This is a genomic window from Bradyrhizobium sp. USDA 327, from assembly GCF_041262065.1.
GTDB classification, from domain to species: domain Bacteria; phylum Pseudomonadota; class Alphaproteobacteria; order Rhizobiales; family Xanthobacteraceae; genus Bradyrhizobium; species Bradyrhizobium liaoningense.
In genome coordinates this window covers 7,408,744-7,425,126 of sequence record NZ_JBGCCW010000001.1, presented here as the reverse complement: position 1 = coordinate 7,425,126, position 16,383 = coordinate 7,408,744, and the positions used below count along the sequence as shown (strand labels likewise).

The 16,383-nt window shown below is 65.2% G+C and carries 14 protein-coding genes; 9 read left to right on the top strand and 5 right to left on the bottom strand.

From position 1 onward, the window contains the following. The first annotated feature begins 32 nt into the window (after positions 1-32). The 6 genes from ABIA42_RS35040 (at position 33) to ABIA42_RS35015 (ending at position 8,416) form a co-directional block, all read left to right on the top strand. A complete protein-coding gene (locus ABIA42_RS35040; RefSeq protein WP_370116589.1) occupies positions 33-1,013 on the top strand; it encodes an amino acid--[acyl-carrier-protein] ligase in 981 nt (326 codons plus the stop codon). Positions 1,014-1,049: 36 nt separating this feature from the next. Beyond that, the gene (locus ABIA42_RS35035; protein ID WP_271527434.1) at positions 1,050-1,925 is read left to right on the top strand and encodes an acyl-CoA acyltransferase; all 876 of its coding nucleotides are present in this window, start codon (positions 1,050-1,052) and stop codon (positions 1,923-1,925) included. Positions 1,926-2,183: 258 nt separating this feature from the next. Further along, positions 2,184-5,051, top strand: coding sequence for a PAS-domain containing protein (locus ABIA42_RS35030; RefSeq protein ID WP_370116592.1), 2,868 nt, complete (start codon positions 2,184-2,186; stop codon positions 5,049-5,051). 202 nt (positions 5,052-5,253) lie between these two features. Further along, positions 5,254-6,231, top strand: coding sequence for a tripartite tricarboxylate transporter substrate binding protein (locus ABIA42_RS35025; protein ID WP_271527436.1), 978 nt, complete (start codon positions 5,254-5,256; stop codon positions 6,229-6,231). 186 nt (positions 6,232-6,417) lie between these two features. Further along, positions 6,418-6,903, top strand: a complete 486-nt coding sequence (locus ABIA42_RS35020) for a tripartite tricarboxylate transporter TctB family protein (protein WP_370116596.1) — start codon at positions 6,418-6,420, stop codon at positions 6,901-6,903. 4 nt (positions 6,904-6,907) lie between these two features. Then, entirely contained in the window at positions 6,908-8,416 is a 1,509-nt protein-coding gene (locus ABIA42_RS35015) for a tripartite tricarboxylate transporter permease (protein ID WP_370116598.1), read from the top strand. A gap of 102 nt (positions 8,417-8,518) precedes the next feature. Here ABIA42_RS35015 and ABIA42_RS35010 read toward each other — a convergent pair whose 3' ends face one another. Continuing rightward, a complete protein-coding gene (locus ABIA42_RS35010; protein ID WP_370116601.1) occupies positions 8,519-10,210 on the bottom strand; it encodes an EAL domain-containing protein in 1,692 nt (563 codons plus the stop codon). Positions 10,211-10,431: 221 nt separating this feature from the next. On the opposite strand from ABIA42_RS35010, the gene ABIA42_RS35005 reads away from it, so the two are divergent. Continuing rightward, entirely contained in the window at positions 10,432-10,692 is a 261-nt protein-coding gene (locus ABIA42_RS35005) for a hypothetical protein (protein ID WP_194390444.1), read from the top strand. Between the two features lie 75 nt (positions 10,693-10,767). Here the strand turns inward: ABIA42_RS35005 and ABIA42_RS35000 are convergent, their stop codons facing one another. The 3 genes from ABIA42_RS35000 to mtgA all read right to left on the bottom strand — a co-directional run bounded on the left by ABIA42_RS35000 (position 10,768) and on the right by mtgA (position 12,589). Beyond that, on the bottom strand, positions 10,768-11,421 hold the full coding sequence (locus ABIA42_RS35000) for a hypothetical protein (protein ID WP_028176806.1): 654 nt from the start codon (positions 11,419-11,421) through the stop codon (positions 10,768-10,770). Between the two features lie 142 nt (positions 11,422-11,563). Beyond that, positions 11,564-11,746 carry a 50S ribosomal protein L32 gene (gene rpmF / locus ABIA42_RS34995; RefSeq protein WP_007598106.1) on the bottom strand — a complete coding sequence of 61 codons (183 nt, stop codon included), beginning with the start codon at positions 11,744-11,746 and terminating at the stop codon, positions 11,564-11,566. A 168-nt stretch (positions 11,747-11,914) separates the two neighbouring features. Continuing rightward, the gene (mtgA, locus tag ABIA42_RS34990) at positions 11,915-12,589 is read right to left on the bottom strand and encodes a monofunctional biosynthetic peptidoglycan transglycosylase (protein ID WP_370116604.1); all 675 of its coding nucleotides are present in this window, start codon (positions 12,587-12,589) and stop codon (positions 11,915-11,917) included. 161 nt (positions 12,590-12,750) lie between these two features. Between mtgA and ABIA42_RS34985 the strand changes: the two genes are divergently transcribed. Both ABIA42_RS34985 and ABIA42_RS34980 read left to right on the top strand, forming a co-directional pair. Continuing rightward, positions 12,751-13,674 carry a polyprenyl synthetase family protein gene (locus tag ABIA42_RS34985; protein WP_370116607.1) on the top strand — a complete coding sequence of 308 codons (924 nt, stop codon included), beginning with the start codon at positions 12,751-12,753 and terminating at the stop codon, positions 13,672-13,674. A 9-nt stretch (positions 13,675-13,683) separates the two neighbouring features. Then, on the top strand, positions 13,684-14,376 hold the full coding sequence (locus ABIA42_RS34980) for a DUF1345 domain-containing protein (protein ID WP_370116610.1): 693 nt from the start codon (positions 13,684-13,686) through the stop codon (positions 14,374-14,376). A 43-nt stretch (positions 14,377-14,419) separates the two neighbouring features. On the opposite strand, the gene ABIA42_RS34975 is transcribed toward ABIA42_RS34980, so the two are convergent. Continuing rightward, complete coding sequence (locus ABIA42_RS34975) at positions 14,420-16,222, bottom strand: caspase domain-containing protein (RefSeq protein WP_370116612.1); 1,803 nt, start codon at positions 16,220-16,222, stop codon at positions 14,420-14,422. Positions 16,223-16,383: the final 161 nt, after the last annotated feature.

The following is a 16,383-nucleotide window of genomic DNA, read 5'->3' as shown; positions in this document are numbered from 1 at the left end:
AGAACAATTTTGAGATAGCAGGACATCGAACCATGAATATTGCCGTCCTCCCCGACTCGCCCGCCACCGCCCCGCAGATGATCGATCCGCTCGATCATCTCGCCGACAAGCTGTTCCACCGCATGGGGGCCGACGGCGTCTACGCCCGCACCGCACTCTATGAGGGCGTCGTCGAGAAGCTCGCCGCGCTGATCACCAGCCATCGCGAGACCGGCACCGAGGTGATGCGCTTCCCGCCGGTCATGAGCCGCGCCCAGCTGGAGAAATCCGGCTATCTCAAGAGCTTTCCGAACCTGCTCGGCTGCGTCTGCGGCCTGCACGGCACCGAGCGCGAGATCAATGCCGCGGTGAGCCGCTTCGACGCCGGCGGCGACTGGACGACCTCGTTGTCTCCCGCCGATCTCGTGCTGTCACCCGCCGCCTGCTATCCGGTCTACCCGATTGCGGCGAGCCGTGGCCAATTGCCGAAGGGCGGCCTGCGCTTCGACGTCGCGGCGGATTGCTTCCGCCGCGAGCCGTCGAAGCATCTCGACCGGCTGCAATCGTTCCGGATGCGCGAGTATGTCTGCGTCGGCAGCCCCGAGGACGTCGCCGACTTCCGCGAGCGCTGGATGGTGCGCGCGCAGGCGATCGCCCGCGATCTCGGCCTCACCTTCCGCGTCGATTACGCCAGCGATCCTTTCTTCGGCCGGGTCGGCCAGATGAAGGCGGTGAGCCAGAAGCAGCAGCAGCTCAAGTTCGAGCTCCTTATCCCGCTGCGCTCGGAAGAGCAGCCGACCGCCTGCATGAGCTTCAACTATCACCGCGAGCATTTCGGCACGACCTGGGGAATCCAGGAGGCCAATGGCGAGCCGGCCCATACCGGCTGCGTTGCCTTCGGCATGGACCGCCTGGCCGTCGCCATGTTCCACACCCACGGCACCGATCTTTCCGCCTGGCCTGCCAAGGTGCGGGACGTCCTGGGCCTGCAGCCGCATGTCGCGGCCGAGGCTCATGGCGAAGGCTGGCGCTAAGGCAAGAGGTCGACCATTTCCACGGGCAAGACGAGCGTGATCCACACCAAGATCCGATGCCGCGAGATCACCGAGTCCGACGTCGACAAGATCGCGGACTTGCTGACGCGCGGCTTCGTCGGACGTTCGCGCGAATACTGGATGCAGGGCCTTCGCCGGCAGGCCTTCCGGCCGGTACCGGAGGGCTATCCGCGCTTCGGCTACATGCTCGACGATGGCGGCATGCCGGTCGGCGTGCTGCTCTTGATCTACACGGCGCGCAAGGATGGCGAAGAGACCCCCATCCGGTGCAATCTGTCGAGCTGGTATGTCGACCCGGCCTACCGCAACTACGCCCCGCTGCTGACCAAGATCGCCCAGCGGCACAAGGACGTCACTTATTTCAACATCAGCCCGGCGCCGTGGACCTGGCCGATCATCGAGACGCAGGGCTTTCGCGCCTATTGCCGTGGCATATTCTTCTCGGTCCCTGCGCTGGCGCGCGCTCCGCGCTGGAGCGAGATCGAGGTCATCCCGCCACACGCCAAGGAGATCAAGGGGCTTTCCGAAACCGAGACCGAGCTTTTGACGCGGCATGCGCGCTACAATTGCCTCAGCCTCGTCTGCCGCACGCCGAAGGGAACGTTTCCCTTCATCCTGCAACCGGTTCGCATCCGCCGCGGTTTTATCGCACCGCCCGCGATGAAGCTGATCTATTGCCGTAGCGCCGCGGAATATGCCGAATGCGCCGGCCGCATCGGCCGGTTGCTGCTGCGGCTCGGCAAGGTCTCGGTGGCCGTCGACGCCAACGGTCCGGTTGCCGGCCTCGTCGGCATCTACACCGAGCGGCGCGGCCGCAAATACTTCAAGGGCCCGCACCGGCCGCAGCTTGGCGACCTCACGGACACGGAGCTCGTGCTGTACGGGCCGTAAAGAAGCCCGGTCCCGAGGCTATCCTCCCTGCGGACGCACTGCGTGCATGCACCAGTGCGCTCGCAGAGACGACACCGCGATAAGTGTCGACACCTCGGCCGACTTTTGCAGGCGCCCTCCTATTTCGTCGCATCTCTGCATCGCCGGTCACCCTCCATAAACTACTGCGCTTAAGGGAATTTTCCAGCCTCTTCGCTACCGTCGGCGGCTGAATTAGGTTGCGTTGAACCTATTGCCTGCCGAGGTCCCGCCGACCCCATGACGTCGAGCCGCGACGAAGAGCTTGCTGCACACAGCGAGCAGGGCCCGGACGCCCTGGTCGCGCTGAGCCAACTCGCGCTCGACCATATGGAGCAGGGAGTCTGCGTCTACGACGCCGACAATCGCATCTTGCTGGTCAATCAACGTTACCTCTCCTTCTTCGACATGTCTGCCGACATCGTGCGGGTCGGCACGAGCTACCGTGAGGTGCTCGCGCATAGCGCGCGGCGTGGCAACTTTCCGGAAAGCGAGCTCGACGCGTTGTATTCGGCGCGGATCGCGCAGATCGCCGCCGGCAAGCCATTCCGGACCGAGCAGCGGCTTGCGAGCGGCCTCGTCATGTCGCTCGATCTGAAGCCACTCCCCGGCGGCGGCTGGATGACGATCTGCGACGATGTCAGCCGCCTCGCCCGGCTCGAAGCGGAATTGCGCGTGCAGACCGAGCGGAGCCAGCACGCCCTCGCCAACATGTCGCATGGCCTCATCATGTACGACGTCGACAGCCGCGTCGTCCTCTGCAACGAACGGTTCCTGAAGCTCTACGATCTCGATCCTGAGATCGTGAAGCCGGGCGTCCCGCATTGTGCGGTGATTGAGCACTGGATGTCGCGCGGCAACCTGCCGGGCATGTCGAACGACGAATTTTACGAAAGCCGGCTGGAAGACGTGCGCCGCAGGAAGGCGAAAACCCTGCTGGTGATGCGTTACGACGGACGGATGGTCCAGGCGGTCTCCCGCTTCCTGCCCGACGGCGGCTGGGTGACGGTGCACGAGGACGTCACGGAGCGGCTGCAATACGAGGAAACGCTGAGGCAGCAGAACTTCATCCTCGATGCGGCGCTGGAGAACATGGCGCACGGGCTCGCCTTCTACGACAGCGACATGCGCCTTCGCGTCTGCAACGCCACCTACCGCAAGATCTACCGGCTGTCGCCGGAGGAGACCAGGCCCGGCGCGCATCTCGCCGAGCTGATCGAGCGTTCGATGGCGAAGGGCGCATTCTCCTCCGAATACAGTCCGCAACAGCTCCTCGAAGCCGCCTGCACGAGCATTGCGAACCGCGATTCCTCGCCAATGCGCCGACGCATGGCGAACGACACCGTGGTGTCGGTGCGCTACTGCGCACTCGCAGAGGGCGGCTTCGTCGCCACCTATGAGGACATCACCGAGCGCGAGCACGCGGTCGAGGAGCTGAGCGAGCAATATCGGCGATTCGACGCTGCACTGAACAACATGAGCCAGGGCCTGTGCATGCTCGATTCGAGCCTGCGCGTGATCGTCTGCAACCGCCGTTTTCTCGAGATGTACGGGCTGTCGCCGGAGATCGTGAAGCCCGGCGTCTCGATGCGAGAGATCATGGAGTACGGCTGCGAGCTCGGCATCCATCCGAACATGACCGGCGCCAAACTCTATGCCGATTATGTCGAGAGGTTGCGCGAGGGCGAGCACACGTTGCACCGGCACTTGAGCGACGGCCGCATCATCAAGCTCAATCACAAGCGGATGGATCACGGCGGCTGGGTCGTCACCTACGAGGACGTCACCGAGCGTCACAAGGCCCAGGCCCGGGTGGCGCATATGGCGCAGCACGATTCGCTCACCGACCTGCCCAACCGCACGCTGTTCCGCGAGAAGATGGGCGAAGGACTGAACCAGGTCGCGATCGCCGGCGGCGCCATGGCCGTGCTGTGCTTCGACCTCGACAACTTCAAGACCGTCAACGATCGCCTCGGCCACGCCGCAGGCGACCGCCTGCTGCGCTGGGTCGCAGCGCGTCTGAAGGAGAATGTCGGCGAGCACGATACCGTCGCCCGCCTCGGCGGCGACGAGTTCGCCATCCTCCAGCGCGGACCGCAGCCGCAATCGGCCGAGGAACTCGCCCGCCGCCTCGTCGACATCATCGGTCATCCGCCGCCGCTGGAGAGTCAGTCGATCCATGTCGGCGTCTCCGTCGGCATCGCGATCGCACCCGACCATGGGCTCGATGCCGACGAGCTGATGAAATGCGCCGACCTCGCGCTGTACCAGGCCAAGGCCAAGGGGCGCGGAGCCTATCAGCTGTTCGAGCCTGAGATGGAGGAAGAGGCGCGCAGCCGGCACGCGCTGGAGCAGGATCTGGTTGGCGCGCTGGAAGGACGTGAATTCCACCTGGTGTTCCAGCCACAAATGCGGCTCGATTCCTGCGAGCTCACCGGCTTCGAGGCGCTGCTGCGCTGGAAACATCCCTCGCGCGGCTTCGTCTCTCCGGCCGAGTTCATTCCGATTGCGGAGGAGAACGGGCTGATCGTACCGATCGGCGAATGGGTGCTGCGCACGGCCTGCGCGGCCGCCGCGTCCTGGCCCGATGTCACCGTCGCGGTGAACCTGTCCCCGGTGCAGTTCCGCTCGCGCGGGCTGGTGGCGATGGTCACGAGCGCACTTGCGGAAGCCGGCCTGCCGCCGCAGCGGCTGGAGCTCGAGGTCACGGAGACGGCGCTGCTCGATGACAGCGAGGCGACGATCGAGATCCTGCACCAGCTCCGCACGTTGGGAGTGCGCGTCAGCCTCGACGATTTCGGCGTCGGCTATTCCTCGCTGAGCTATTTGCGCAAGTTCCCCTTCGACCGCATCAAGATCGACCGCTCCTTTGTCGGCACGCTCGGCGAAAGCCCGGAGAGCGTTGCCATCGTCCGAACGATCGCAAGCCTCGGCTCCGTGCTCGGCGTCGAGACCACGGCGGAGGGGGTGGAGACCGAGGAGCAGCTCGATTTCGTTCGCGAATGCGGCTGCACTGCCGTGCAAGGCTATTATTTCGGCAAGCCGTGTCTCGCATCGGAGGTCAGCCGCACCATCGAGACGCTGAACATGGTCCGGCGCGTGGCCTAACGGCCTCTCCCCTCAAATTCCGCCTCTCGGCACGCGGCCGAACGACGAATTGTCGCATGTGCCGGCTCTGCCGGCATGGCCCCACCGATCGCCGCGCGCGGTCCGCGCAATGCGCTTTTCTTCTCCCTCGATTTCAGGAACAATCGTCTCACAAGAACAAGAGGCGGTGGCCCAAAGGGGCCGCTGCAAGGGAGGCGTTTCGATGTCGGGATACGGGCTGAAGACGATCGCATTTGCCGCGGCGTACGCTGTCATGGGCGCATTGTTCCCCACTGCCGCCGGTGCGCAGGACTATCCCAGCAAGCCGATCACGTTGATCGTGCCATGGCCGGCCGGCGGATCGACCGATATCTCGATGCGCGCGATCGCCGACAGCGCCTCGAAGATCCTGGGTCAGCCGATCGTGATCGACAACAAGGCCGGCGGCGGCGGCACGGTGGGACCGGCGACCATGGCGGCGGCCGCGAAGCCTGACGGCTACACCATCTCGCAGATCCCCATCACGGTGTTCCGTCTGCCGCTGATGCAGGAGGTGTCGTGGGATCCGGCGAAGGATTTCAGCTACATCGTCCATCTCACCGGCTACACTTTCGGCGTCACGACCAGTGCGGAGTCTCAGTTCAAGAGCTGGAAGGACGTGGTGGAGTTCGCCAAGGCGAACCCGGGCAAGGTGACCTACGCCACGCCTGGTGCCGGCACCTCGCTGCATATCGGCATGGAGCAGATCGCCTCGATGTCCGGCATCAAGCTGACGCAGGTCCCTTTCAAGGGCGGCGCAGAGACCAACGCAGCCGTGCTGGGACAGCACACCATGCTCCAGGCTGATTCCACGGGATGGCGACCGCTGGTCGACGCCGGAAAGCTGCGGCTGCTGATGGTCTGGACCGGCGCGCGCTCGCCGAACTACCCGGATGTGCCGACGCTGAAGGAGCTCGGCTATCCCATGGTCTATGATTCCCCGTTCGGCATCGCCGGCCCGAAGGGCATGGATCCCAAGATCGTCGCCAAGCTGCACGATGCCTTCAAGAAGGCGATCGAAGACCCGGCAGTCGTGGCGACGCTCGCCAAATACGACATGGTTCCGAACTACAAGAACACCGAGGACTACAAGAAGTTCGTCGTCGAGGTCACGGCCTCCGAGCGCAAGGTGATCGAGACGCTCGGGCTTGCGAAGAAGTAGAGCTGAGCTACTTACGCGTCCCGGACGCGGTGCAGCGCTTCTTCAACGCTGCACCGCAGAGCCGGGACCCCACCTTTTGCCCAACTTCATGGGCCCCGGCTCGGCGGCGCATCACCATAGCGCGTTGAAGACGCGAGTGAACGCACTTACGGTGCTGCGCCGCGTCCGGGGCACGAGAGGGAATCGATGAGCAACCAAACCAACGTCAAGCTCCGCCTCAGCAATTCCGAGCTCTGGGGCGGGGTGATCGGGCTCGCGCTTGGCGGCTTCGTGATCTGGTCGGGCTTGAAGCTCAGGCTCGGCACCATCAACGATCCCGGCTCGGGCTACGTGCTGTTCTATACGGGCATCCTGATGTGCGTGTTCGCAGGCGCCATCATCGTCTCGGCCGTCACCGAGGGCGGTCCGACACTGGCCTCGCGCTGGGAGAATGTGCGCTGGAGCAAGCCGCTTCTCGTCATCGCCTGCCTCACCGCATTCTCGTTCGCGCTGGAGCCGCTGGGATTCCTGTTGTCGTCGATCCCGCTGATACTGCTGCTGTTGCGGCTGATCGATCCGGTGCGCTGGACGTTGGCAGTCCCGATCGCCGTGCTGGTGCCATCAGGCATGTGGTGGGTGCTCAAGCGGCTGCTGTTGATCCAGTTGCCCTCAGGCCTGTTCGGGATCGGTTGATCGCATGGATACGCTTGTCAATGTGGCCCATGGATTCGGCGTCGCGCTGCTGCCGATCAACCTGCTCTACTGCTTCATCGGCGTCTTCATCGGCACGCTGGTCGGCGTGCTGCCGGGCATCGGGCCGATCTCGGCAATGTCGCTGCTGCTGCCCGTGACGTTGTCGGGGACACCGGAATCCGGCATCATCATGATGGCCGGCATCTATTACGGCTCGATGTATGGCGGCTCGACCACCTCGATCCTGGTCAACATCCCCGGCGAGGCCGCCTCCGTCGTCACCTGCATCGACGGCCACCAGATGGCGAAGCAGGGCCGTGCGGGCCCCGCCCTCGGCATCTCCGCTTTCGGCTCCTTCGCCGCGGGCACGTTTGCGCTGATCGCCCTGATGCTGGTGGCGCCGAAGCTTGCCAGCATTGCCATCGCCTTCGGCCCGGCCGAGTATTTCAGCCTGATGGTGCTCGGCCTCGTCGTGCTCACCTTCCTCACCCAGGGATCGATGCCGAAGGCACTGCTGATGGCGTGCATCGGTGTCGTGCTCGGGCTGGTCGGGCTCGACAGCATCACCGCGCAGCCGCGGCTGACCTTCGGCCGCATGGAATTGATCGACGGCATCGGCCTCGTGCCCGTCGTGATGGGCCTGTTCGGCGTCGCCGAAGTGCTGCTCAACACCGAGCAGGCCATCAAGCGCGACATCATCAACGCCAAGATCACCCATCTCCTGCCCAGCAAAGAGGACTGGAAGGCGAGCGCAGGTCCGGTCGGCCGCGGCACGATCCTCGGCTTCTTCCTCGGCATCCTGCCGGGCGGCGGCGCGGTGGTGGCGTCCTTCGCCTCCTATGCGCTGGAGAAGCGGCTGTCGAAGACGCCCGAGCGTTTCGGGCATGGCGCGATCGAAGGCGTCGCGGGACCGGAATCGGCGAACAATGCCGCCGCGGGCGGGGCTTTCATTCCCTTGATGACGCTCGGCATCCCGCCAAATGTCGTGATGGCGCTGCTGCTCGGCGCATTCGTCATTCACGGCCTGCAGCCGGGACCGCTGCTGATCACGCAAAACCCCGGCCTGTTCTGGGGCATCGTCGCCAGCATGTATATCGGCAACGTCATGCTGCTGATCCTGAACCTGCCGATGATCGGCATGTGGGTGCAGCTGCTCAAGCTGCCTTACAACATCCTGTTTCCCCTGATCATCCTGTTCACGATCCTCGGCGTCTATTGCTCGAGCAACAACGTGTTCGACGTCTATGTGATGATCGCGTTCGGGATCATCGGCTATTTCATGCGCAAGCTGGGCTATGAGCCGGCGCCACTGGTGCTCGCCTTCGTGCTGGGGCCGATGATGGAGAATAACTTACGCAAGTCGCTGATCCTGTCGCAAGGCGATCTCTGGACCTTCGTACAGCGGCCGATCTCGGGGGTGTGCCTGACGCTGGCGCTCGTGCTGCTGATCGCGCCGCTGCTGCCGTCGCTGCGCAAGAAGCGCGAGCTGGTGGCATTGGACGAAGGCGCGTGAGGAGATTCGCAGGGTGGATTAGAAGGCGTAATCCACCTCTTCCGCTTCCGCGGAGACCAACAGTGGTGGGTTACGCCTACGGCTAACCCACCCTACAATTCCTCAGCTTGCCGCAGGCAGTTTGTCCGGAGACGTACCCCACGGCCGCTCGGCTGAGGCGAGCCCGATCAGGCGGCCCTGGATGTAGTCGCAGCCCCACTCACGCAGCATGCTTGCGGCTTCCTCGTCCTGCACCCATTCGGCGACCGTCTTGATGTCGAGGCGGCGGGCGAGGTCGATCAGGGTCTGCACGAAGGCGCGGTCGTCGGCCGAGCGGGTGACGTTCTGCACGAAGGCGCCGTCGATCTTCACGATGTCGACGCCGAGCTTGCGCAGGTTGCGGAACGAGGTGTAGCCGGCACCGAAATCGTCGATGGCGATGCGGCTGCCGAAATTCTTCAGCCGCGTAACGAAGCCGCGGACGTCGTCGATGTCCTGGATCGCGACCGTCTCCGTGATCTCGACGATCAGCCGCTCGGCAACACCGGGATGGGCCAGCATCAGCGACTCGATCCCGGCCCACCAGTCCGGATCCATCGTCGTATCGGGCGAGATGTTGAGGCTGAGGCAGATGTTGGGCGCAGCGGCGAGCTCGGCGACCACGAGCTCGAGCACGCGGTGGTCGACCAGGCGGATCAGGCCGAGCCGCTCGGCGACCGGCACGATGTCGGGCGCGAGCAGCACCTGGCCATCACCCTGGTCCATCCGCACCAGGCACTCGTGGAAGGCGCGTTCGCGCGAGCTGGCCGAGACCACCGGCTCATAGGCGAGCTTGATGCGGCGCTCGTTCAGCGCAGTGACGATCTCGTCGGTAACGCGGATGTTGACCCGGCGCTGCGCGTCGCGCGCGGCATCCGGGCGCCACGCAGCGAACGAGCCGGCGCGGCGGCGCTTGGCGGCATCCAGCGTTTCATGGGCGCGGTTGACCGCTTCATCGGTGTTGCGGGCATAGCGCGGCAGGCTGACCGCGCCGATCGAGGCGGTGACCGAGACCGGGCCGGATTTCGTCGGCACCACCTCGTCGCGGATGCCGGTGAGGAAACGTTCGGCGGCGACGTTCATGTCGTCGACGGTACAGTTCTTCAGGATCAGGCCGAACTTGTTGCCGGAGAAGCGCCCGAGCACGTCGCCGCCGCGCAGGCGCGAACGAATGCGCTTGGCGACATCCAGGATCACGGCGTCGGCGACATCGAAGCCGAAGGCGTCGTTGACGCGGGCGAGATGATCGATGCCGACCAGCATGAAGGCCGCGGTCGAGCGGAAGCGGGTCGTCTCCTCGATCGCCTCGGCCAATGCCGCCAGCAGGTGGGAGCGGTTGAGCTCGCCGGTCAGGGGATCGAGCCGGGCCAGCTTGGCCAGTTCCTCGTCGCGGGCGTGGCGCTCATTATTGATACGGACGGAGCCGATCGCACGTGTGGGGCGACCATCGGGGCCCGCGAACCAGCGGCCGGTCTCCTCGACCCAGATCACGGGATCGGAGGCGCTCATGCGCACGCCGTACTCGACGCGGTAAGGCGTACCGCCGACGCCGTGCACGGCGGAGGTCTGCGCCAGGGCTGCGGTCCGCAGCGTTTGCGCGGGCTCGATCAGCTTGGCGAATTCGGCGCCGGTCGCGAGCCGCTCGGCCGGGATGCCGGGAAAGATGCTGGCGACCTGCTCACCCCAGACGATGGCATCGCTGGCGATGTCCCAGGCGAACACGGCCTGGCCGAGCGCGGCCAGGATGTCGGAGGCTTGCGGCAATGCGGGGGTCAAAATCGCCTCGTTCTGGGACAGTGGATAAGTCCTGGGCCGGCACAGGATAGAGCCAGATTCGCCCCCGACCCTAGGCAAAGTTGATAAACAATTTGGAAACCACGTTTCCCAGACGTGGGGAACCAAACCGGCCCGCGCGGCATAGGCCTTGCGAGTACAGGACTCGCACCGGCGCCTGCGTCCCGAAACGCGACAATCTCGCCGGATCAACGGTGATTGCGATGTTGAGTACCGATCGATCGGACGCGGCTGAGAACGGCGCAGGCACAGCCCTGGTGCCGCTGATGCCGACGTTGCAGTGGGTTCACAAGGCGCCGCTGCCCCGCCCCGATCCGAGCTTCGTCACCCAGCTCATCGCCAACGCAGAACATCTGTCCCAGACCAGCCGACTCCGCCGGGCCTCTTCCGAAGACGCGAGGACGGCCTATGGCAGCAAGCGGCCATTGGGAAGCGTCAGCGCGCGGACGCGGCAGGTGGCGTAAGCCGGCTTAAGGGGTAATTTTCGCCTCACGTTTGCCGCGCCTCTCCCCGCTTGCGGAAGAGGTCGACGCGCTCGGTCAGCGTGGCGGCGCGTCAGGGGACGACGGCGAGCCGTTGCCCGGCTGAAGATGGGGCGAGGAAATTTCCGGCGAGGGTGAGCCCTGCACCGGCTTTGGCGCAGGATGATCCATCAGCACGGATTCGGCGACGGATTGCGCCGAGGGTGCGGGCGGCGCCGCCGGCGCCGGCTGCGGCGCAATCACCGGCTCGAACCTGGAGGCGGCCTCCGCATCTTCCGCCGGCGCTTCACCCCTGCGCTTGGCCTTGCGTGGCGCCGGCACCGTCGTCTCGGCGACATAGGTGACGCGGCGACGCGTGCGCTGGGCAATGCCGGCGAGGAAGTCGGCCATCGCCAGCAGCACCAGCAGGAAATAGGTGGAGTTGCCGAATTTGGGCCACATCACGAATTCGGCTGCGGCCGCCCCGAAGACGATCAGCGACAGCAAATGATCCATCAGGAATTTCGAGCCTGGCCGCGCGCCCTTGACCACTTCGAGCAGCAGCAGCACCACGCCGAGCGCGAGCAGCAGATCGGCGAGCGTGACCGGCCAGCTCTCGCCCGTGATCATCGGCACATTGAACAGCACGTCCGAGAAGGACACGCTGGGCATCAGGAAGGCGATGATGTTGTAGACCGCGAGCGGAATCAGAAGCAGCGGGAAACCGACCATCGGCGAGATGCCTTCTCGATCAAGATATCCGGACAGAGCAATGCAGCGGCGAAGCATTTGCCCCGCCGCCGTCACCGTCTAGCTCATGGGTTGGCCGAAATCACGCGGGTTCAATCATCCCGCCTGAGGAAAGGTCCTGCCTTCAGGACTCTTTCTTCTTCAGGACCTGACGGCCCTTGTACATGCCGGTCTTGAGGTCGAGATGGTGCGGACGACGGAGCTCGCCGGAGTCCTTGTCCTCTACATAGGTCGGCTTCTTGATGGCGTCAGCCGAGCGGCGCATGCCGCGGCGCGACGGCGAGGTTTTTCTTCTCGGAACGGCCATTTCAATATCCTCTAGGGATTGGTGTCATCAGGGCATCGTCCGCGAAGGGACGGCTCAGCACCCGCAATACGAGGCGAGCTGAATGCCGATCAAGGCCGCGCTTATAGAGGAAGGCTGGCCGTAAAGCTAGGCTCTTGGGCCGGAAAATGCGCCCGGAATGGGCCAAAATCAGCGATTTTCGCGCCAGCAGGTCGCAAGCGAGCTCGCCTGCCCCCGCGCCATATAGGTTGCCGCCAGCCGCCGGACGCCCGGCCCCGGGGTCCTGGCGCTGCGTTTGACCGGATTCGGCAGGATCGAGGCCAGAAGGGCTGCCTCCCGCAGGGAGAGGCTGGCGGCCGATTTGCCGAAGGCATAGGCGCTGCCCGCCTCGACGCCAAACTGGCCCTGCGGACCGAACTCGGCGATGTTGAGGTAAATCTCCAGGATCCGCGGCTTGGGCAGGACGAGATCAATCCAGAGCGCCAGCGGGAATTCCAGCGCCTTGCGAACGAAATCCCGCCCCTGCCAGAGGAACAGGTTTTTCGCCACCTGCTGGGTGATCGTGGAGGCACCCCGGAACGGCGTGCCATCCTCCTGAGCATCGTCGATCGCCTCGCGCAACGCGCCCCAATCGATGCCGTGGTGCTTGCAGAAATGGGCATCCTCGGCCGCCACCACGGCGCGCGGCAGATAAGGCGACATGTCAGCAAGATCGATCCACGTCCGCTGCATCGGCGCGCCCCGGAGCGAACGCCAGGCCATCAGCGTCGAAACCGGATGGCCGGTGCGGTAGAACGGCGCGATCACATAGGGCGCGAGAGCCGCGACCACGAGCACCAGGAGAAGGATTTTGACGATGCGCAAGTCGACCTTTCCGGCGCAAAATGAAACGAGGCCCACGGCTGAGCCATTAAGTCTGTGATAATTCGGGCCTTTTCCAGCACTTTTTAGCCCTTCCAAACGATTGACTGGCGCGGGCGCATAAAGGATTGTCCGGCCGAATTTTAGTTCTGGAGCCCTTCTTGATGACCGGCACGTCCCCGTCCGATTTCGCCAAACGTCTGGACAAGACCGCTGATGACACCGAGGCCCTGCTCGGGCGGCTATTGTCGGACGACATCCTGCACGACGAGATCGCCCGGCCCAAGCGACTGATGGACGCAATGCGCTATTCAAGCCTGAATGGCGGCAAGCGTCTGCGGCCGTTCCTGGTGGTCGAAAGCGCCGCCGTGTTCGGCGTGTCGCGCGAGGCGGCCCTGCTCGCCGGCGCGGCGCTCGAATGCATCCACTGCTATTCGCTCATCCATGACGACCTGCCGGCGATGGACAATTCGGACCTGCGCCGCGGCCGCCCCACCCTGCACAAGAAGACCGATGACGCGACCGCGATCCTCGCCGGCGACGGCCTGCTGACGCTCGCCTTCGACATCATCACCCGCGACGAGATCCATCGCGACGCCAATGTGCGGCTGCTGCTGACGCGCGCTTTGGCGCGCTGCGCCGGCATCGGCGGCATGGTCGGCGGCCAGATCCTCGACCTCGCCGGAGAAGGCCGCTTCGGCGGCAACGAGCCTATCGATGTCGCCCGCATTCAGCAGATGAAGACCGGCGCGCTGCTGCGTTACGGCTGCATCGCCGGCGCGATTCTCGGCCAGGCCTCGCAAAAGGAATATCAGGCGCTCGACGATTACGGACGCGCGCTCGGCGAAGCCTTCCAGATCGCCGACGATCTGCTCGACGTCGAGGGCGATGCGGCCGCGCTGGGCAAACCGTCGGGCCAGGATGCCGCGCTCGGCAAGACCACCTTCGTCACCCAGCTCGGGATCGAAGGCGCCAAGCAGCGCGTGCGCGATCTGCTCGCGCGCGCGGACAACGCAGTGTCGATCTTCGGCGACCGCGCCGCCGTGCTGCAGGCCGCCGCGCGATTCGTCGCCGAGCGGAAGAACTGACGCGCGCCGATGGCGGCCCGCGGCAAAGAGGATCCCGCTCTTGTCCGCTTCCGCCAGATGTCGCGGCCGATGCGGCTGCTCTATGCACGACCGCGGACGTTCATTGCGCTCGCTGCCGGCATCCTCGTCGGCCTGCTTGTGCCGGGCACGCACCGGCTGGTGACGCGGCTCCTGTTCGGATGGGACGCGCTGATCGCGGTCTATCTCGGGCTGGTCTATGCGATGATGCTCTGCAACGACCACCGGCACATCCGTCGCGCCGCTGCGATGCAGGACGACGGCCGATTCGTGATCCTGCTCGTCACAGCGACCGGTGCCTTCGCCAGCATCGCGGCAATCGTCTCCGAGCTGGGCACGCCGCAGCGCGGCGGCCTGGAGCTGACGATCGCGATCATCACCATCGTGCTGTCATGGGCTGCGGTGCACACGACCTTCGCGCTGCACTACGCGCATGATTATTATCGCGACGGTACGGCAGGTGGCCTTCAGTTTCCGAGCGGCGACAAGGAAGACCATGCCGACTATTGGGATTTCGTCTATTTCTCCTTCGTGATCGGCATGACCGCGCAGGTCTCCGACGTCGGCATCACCGACAAGACCATTCGCCGCACCGCGACGGCGCACGGCATCGTGTCCTTTATCTACAACACGGCGTTGCTGGCGCTGACGGTGAACATCGCGGCGAGCGCAATCTCGAAATAATCCGTCGTCCCGGCCTTCGATGGGACGACCCAGAAAGTAGCGGTCAGTAACACACCTCGGCATTGGCGTCGTAGCCGGGGCCGCCGCCGCCGCGATATTCGAGACGGCAACCGCGATGGACCGGACGGCAACCGGTGTTGTTGCAGTAGACCTGCCCGCCTCTCGTCGCGCGGCCGGCGCCAGCAGCAGCAATGCCGGCAGCGGCACCATAGCCACCCGCCGCCCCGCCAGACTGACGACGCTGCCGTGCGGGACGCTCGTCGCCGTCGTCGCGCTTCGCGGTCGCAGGCTTGGCCGGCTTGGCCGCACGCTGCTTCTCGCATTCATTGTCATCGTTGACCGCATAACCCTCGCGGCAGACGATCCTGGCGCATTTGTCGCCATCAGCCTTGAAGCCGTGCTCGCACACCAGCGGACAAACGCGAGACTGCTTGGCCTTGACCGTATCGAGCGCGTCGGTGCTTGCCACCGTCACGTCGAGCCTGGTGCCGGCATAGCGGTTGAACTGCGACAGCGATCGCTGCGAGGACGTATTCCAGTTGCCGTCGACCTGCCCGGAGAAACACCCGACGCGGCCGAGCTCGGTCTGCACCGAACGGTTGAGATCGACCGGCGCGGTCGCCGGGGTCAGCGAGGCGACGTTGGTGCCGGCGGGGCTTGCGGTGCTGGCCGGCGCAGCGCTCGGGACCGCAGCAGCGAGATTGACGCGCTGCTGCTCGGCGGCGGCGGCCTGCTGCTGCGCCTGCTCCTTGGCTTTCTGGGCGGCAAGCTGGGCCTGCTCGGCGGCCTTCGCATCGGCCGCAGCCTTGGCCTGCGCATCCTTCTGCGCGCCGAGCGCAGCGAGACGATCGCGCTCGGCCTCGGCCTGCTTTGCCTTCTCGATGGCAGCCGCATGAGCCTGCTCGGCGCCAATCTTCTCGAGCTGGAGCTTGGCGAGGCTCGCATAGAATCCCTCGGGATGCTGGGCGAGGAACGCTTCCCACGCCGGCCTGTTGCCGACCTGGAGCGCGAGCTCGTAGTCCCGGCGGATATCGGCCTGGGGATTCGCCGCCGGCGCTACGACCGCCACCTTGACCGGCACCAGCGGGACGTCCTCGCCACCGAGCGAACCGTAGACGAACGGCTCCTGCTTGTTGCCCGTCGATTTGAGCACCTCGTCACGCACGAAGCCGAAGGCGCGGCGGACGTCGAGGCCCGGCGTCGTCAGATGCTTCGACAGCGCGACCGTGAACGGGCTGTTGGCACCGTCGCCGTCCTGCGCCGTGAACCCGGCCTTGGCCGAATAGGCAATCAACGTGTTGGGGCTGCTCGGCTCGACCTGGGCGAGACCACGACCGATGGCGCGCGCGGCAATCGTACGCTTCATCCTCTTGCCGAACGGATTGTCGCGGCAGGCATCGAGGATCACCAGGCGAAGCCGCTTTGCAGGCTCGACCGCGACCAGGACGCGGTCGAGCGTGAGCGCCTCGTCGTAGACATCGGTGTCGCGCTCGAGCCTGGCGTCGACGGGAATCAGATAGTTCGAACCCTCGACCTCGATGCCGTGGCCGGCATAGTAGACCACGGCGATATCGGCATCCCGGGTTGCGTCGGCGAAGTCGCGCAAGACGCGACGCGTATCCAGCGCCGACAGATCGTGCCGGGACTCGACGAGATCGAAGCCCGCCTCCTTCAGCATCTTCGCCATCACCACCCCGTCATTGACGGGATTGGCGAGCGAGGGAGCGTGCTGATAGGCCGAATTGGCGAGCACCAGCGCGACGCGCTTTCCGGCCAAAGCGGGCCCGGCGCCGAACAGCAGGCCGAGGACGACCAAAAGCGGACAAAGTCTGAGCAAACTGGGCATGACACGACTTCCGATGGTTCCGGGCCGCTCGGGCCCTTTGGGACCAATTTAGCAACATCCACCCGGCGCTTGTAATTGAGGTCACGAATAGGACGCCGACGACAGGCCGAAAAACCCCTGTGTTTGTCGCGCCAGCGCGGTCGCGGTTCGCCGACGAATGG

Bases quoted from the DNA above. Each gene is read 5' to 3' on its own strand.
- ABIA42_RS35015 (WP_370116598.1), top strand. From the start codon at position 6,908: ATGGATACGCTTGTCAATGTGGCCCATGGATTCGGCGTCGCGCTGCTG.
- ABIA42_RS35020 (WP_370116596.1), top strand. From the start codon at position 6,418: ATGAGCAACCAAACCAACGTCAAGCTCCGCCTCAGCAATTCCGAGCTC.
- ABIA42_RS35030 (WP_370116592.1), top strand. From the start codon at position 2,184: ATGACGTCGAGCCGCGACGAAGAGCTTGCTGCACACAGCGAGCAGGGC.
- ABIA42_RS34975 (WP_370116612.1), bottom strand. From the start codon at position 16,222: ATGCCCAGTTTGCTCAGACTTTGTCCGCTTTTGGTCGTCCTCGGCCTG.
- ABIA42_RS35025 (WP_271527436.1), top strand. From the start codon at position 5,254: ATGTCGGGATACGGGCTGAAGACGATCGCATTTGCCGCGGCGTACGCT.
- ABIA42_RS34980 (WP_370116610.1), top strand. From the start codon at position 13,684: ATGGCGGCCCGCGGCAAAGAGGATCCCGCTCTTGTCCGCTTCCGCCAG.
- ABIA42_RS34985 (WP_370116607.1), top strand. From the start codon at position 12,751: ATGACCGGCACGTCCCCGTCCGATTTCGCCAAACGTCTGGACAAGACC.
- ABIA42_RS35040 (WP_370116589.1), top strand. From the start codon at position 33: ATGAATATTGCCGTCCTCCCCGACTCGCCCGCCACCGCCCCGCAGATG.
- rpmF (WP_007598106.1), bottom strand. From the start codon at position 11,746: ATGGCCGTTCCGAGAAGAAAAACCTCGCCGTCGCGCCGCGGCATGCGC.
- ABIA42_RS35005 (WP_194390444.1), top strand. From the start codon at position 10,432: ATGTTGAGTACCGATCGATCGGACGCGGCTGAGAACGGCGCAGGCACA.
- ABIA42_RS35000 (WP_028176806.1), bottom strand. From the start codon at position 11,421: ATGGTCGGTTTCCCGCTGCTTCTGATTCCGCTCGCGGTCTACAACATC.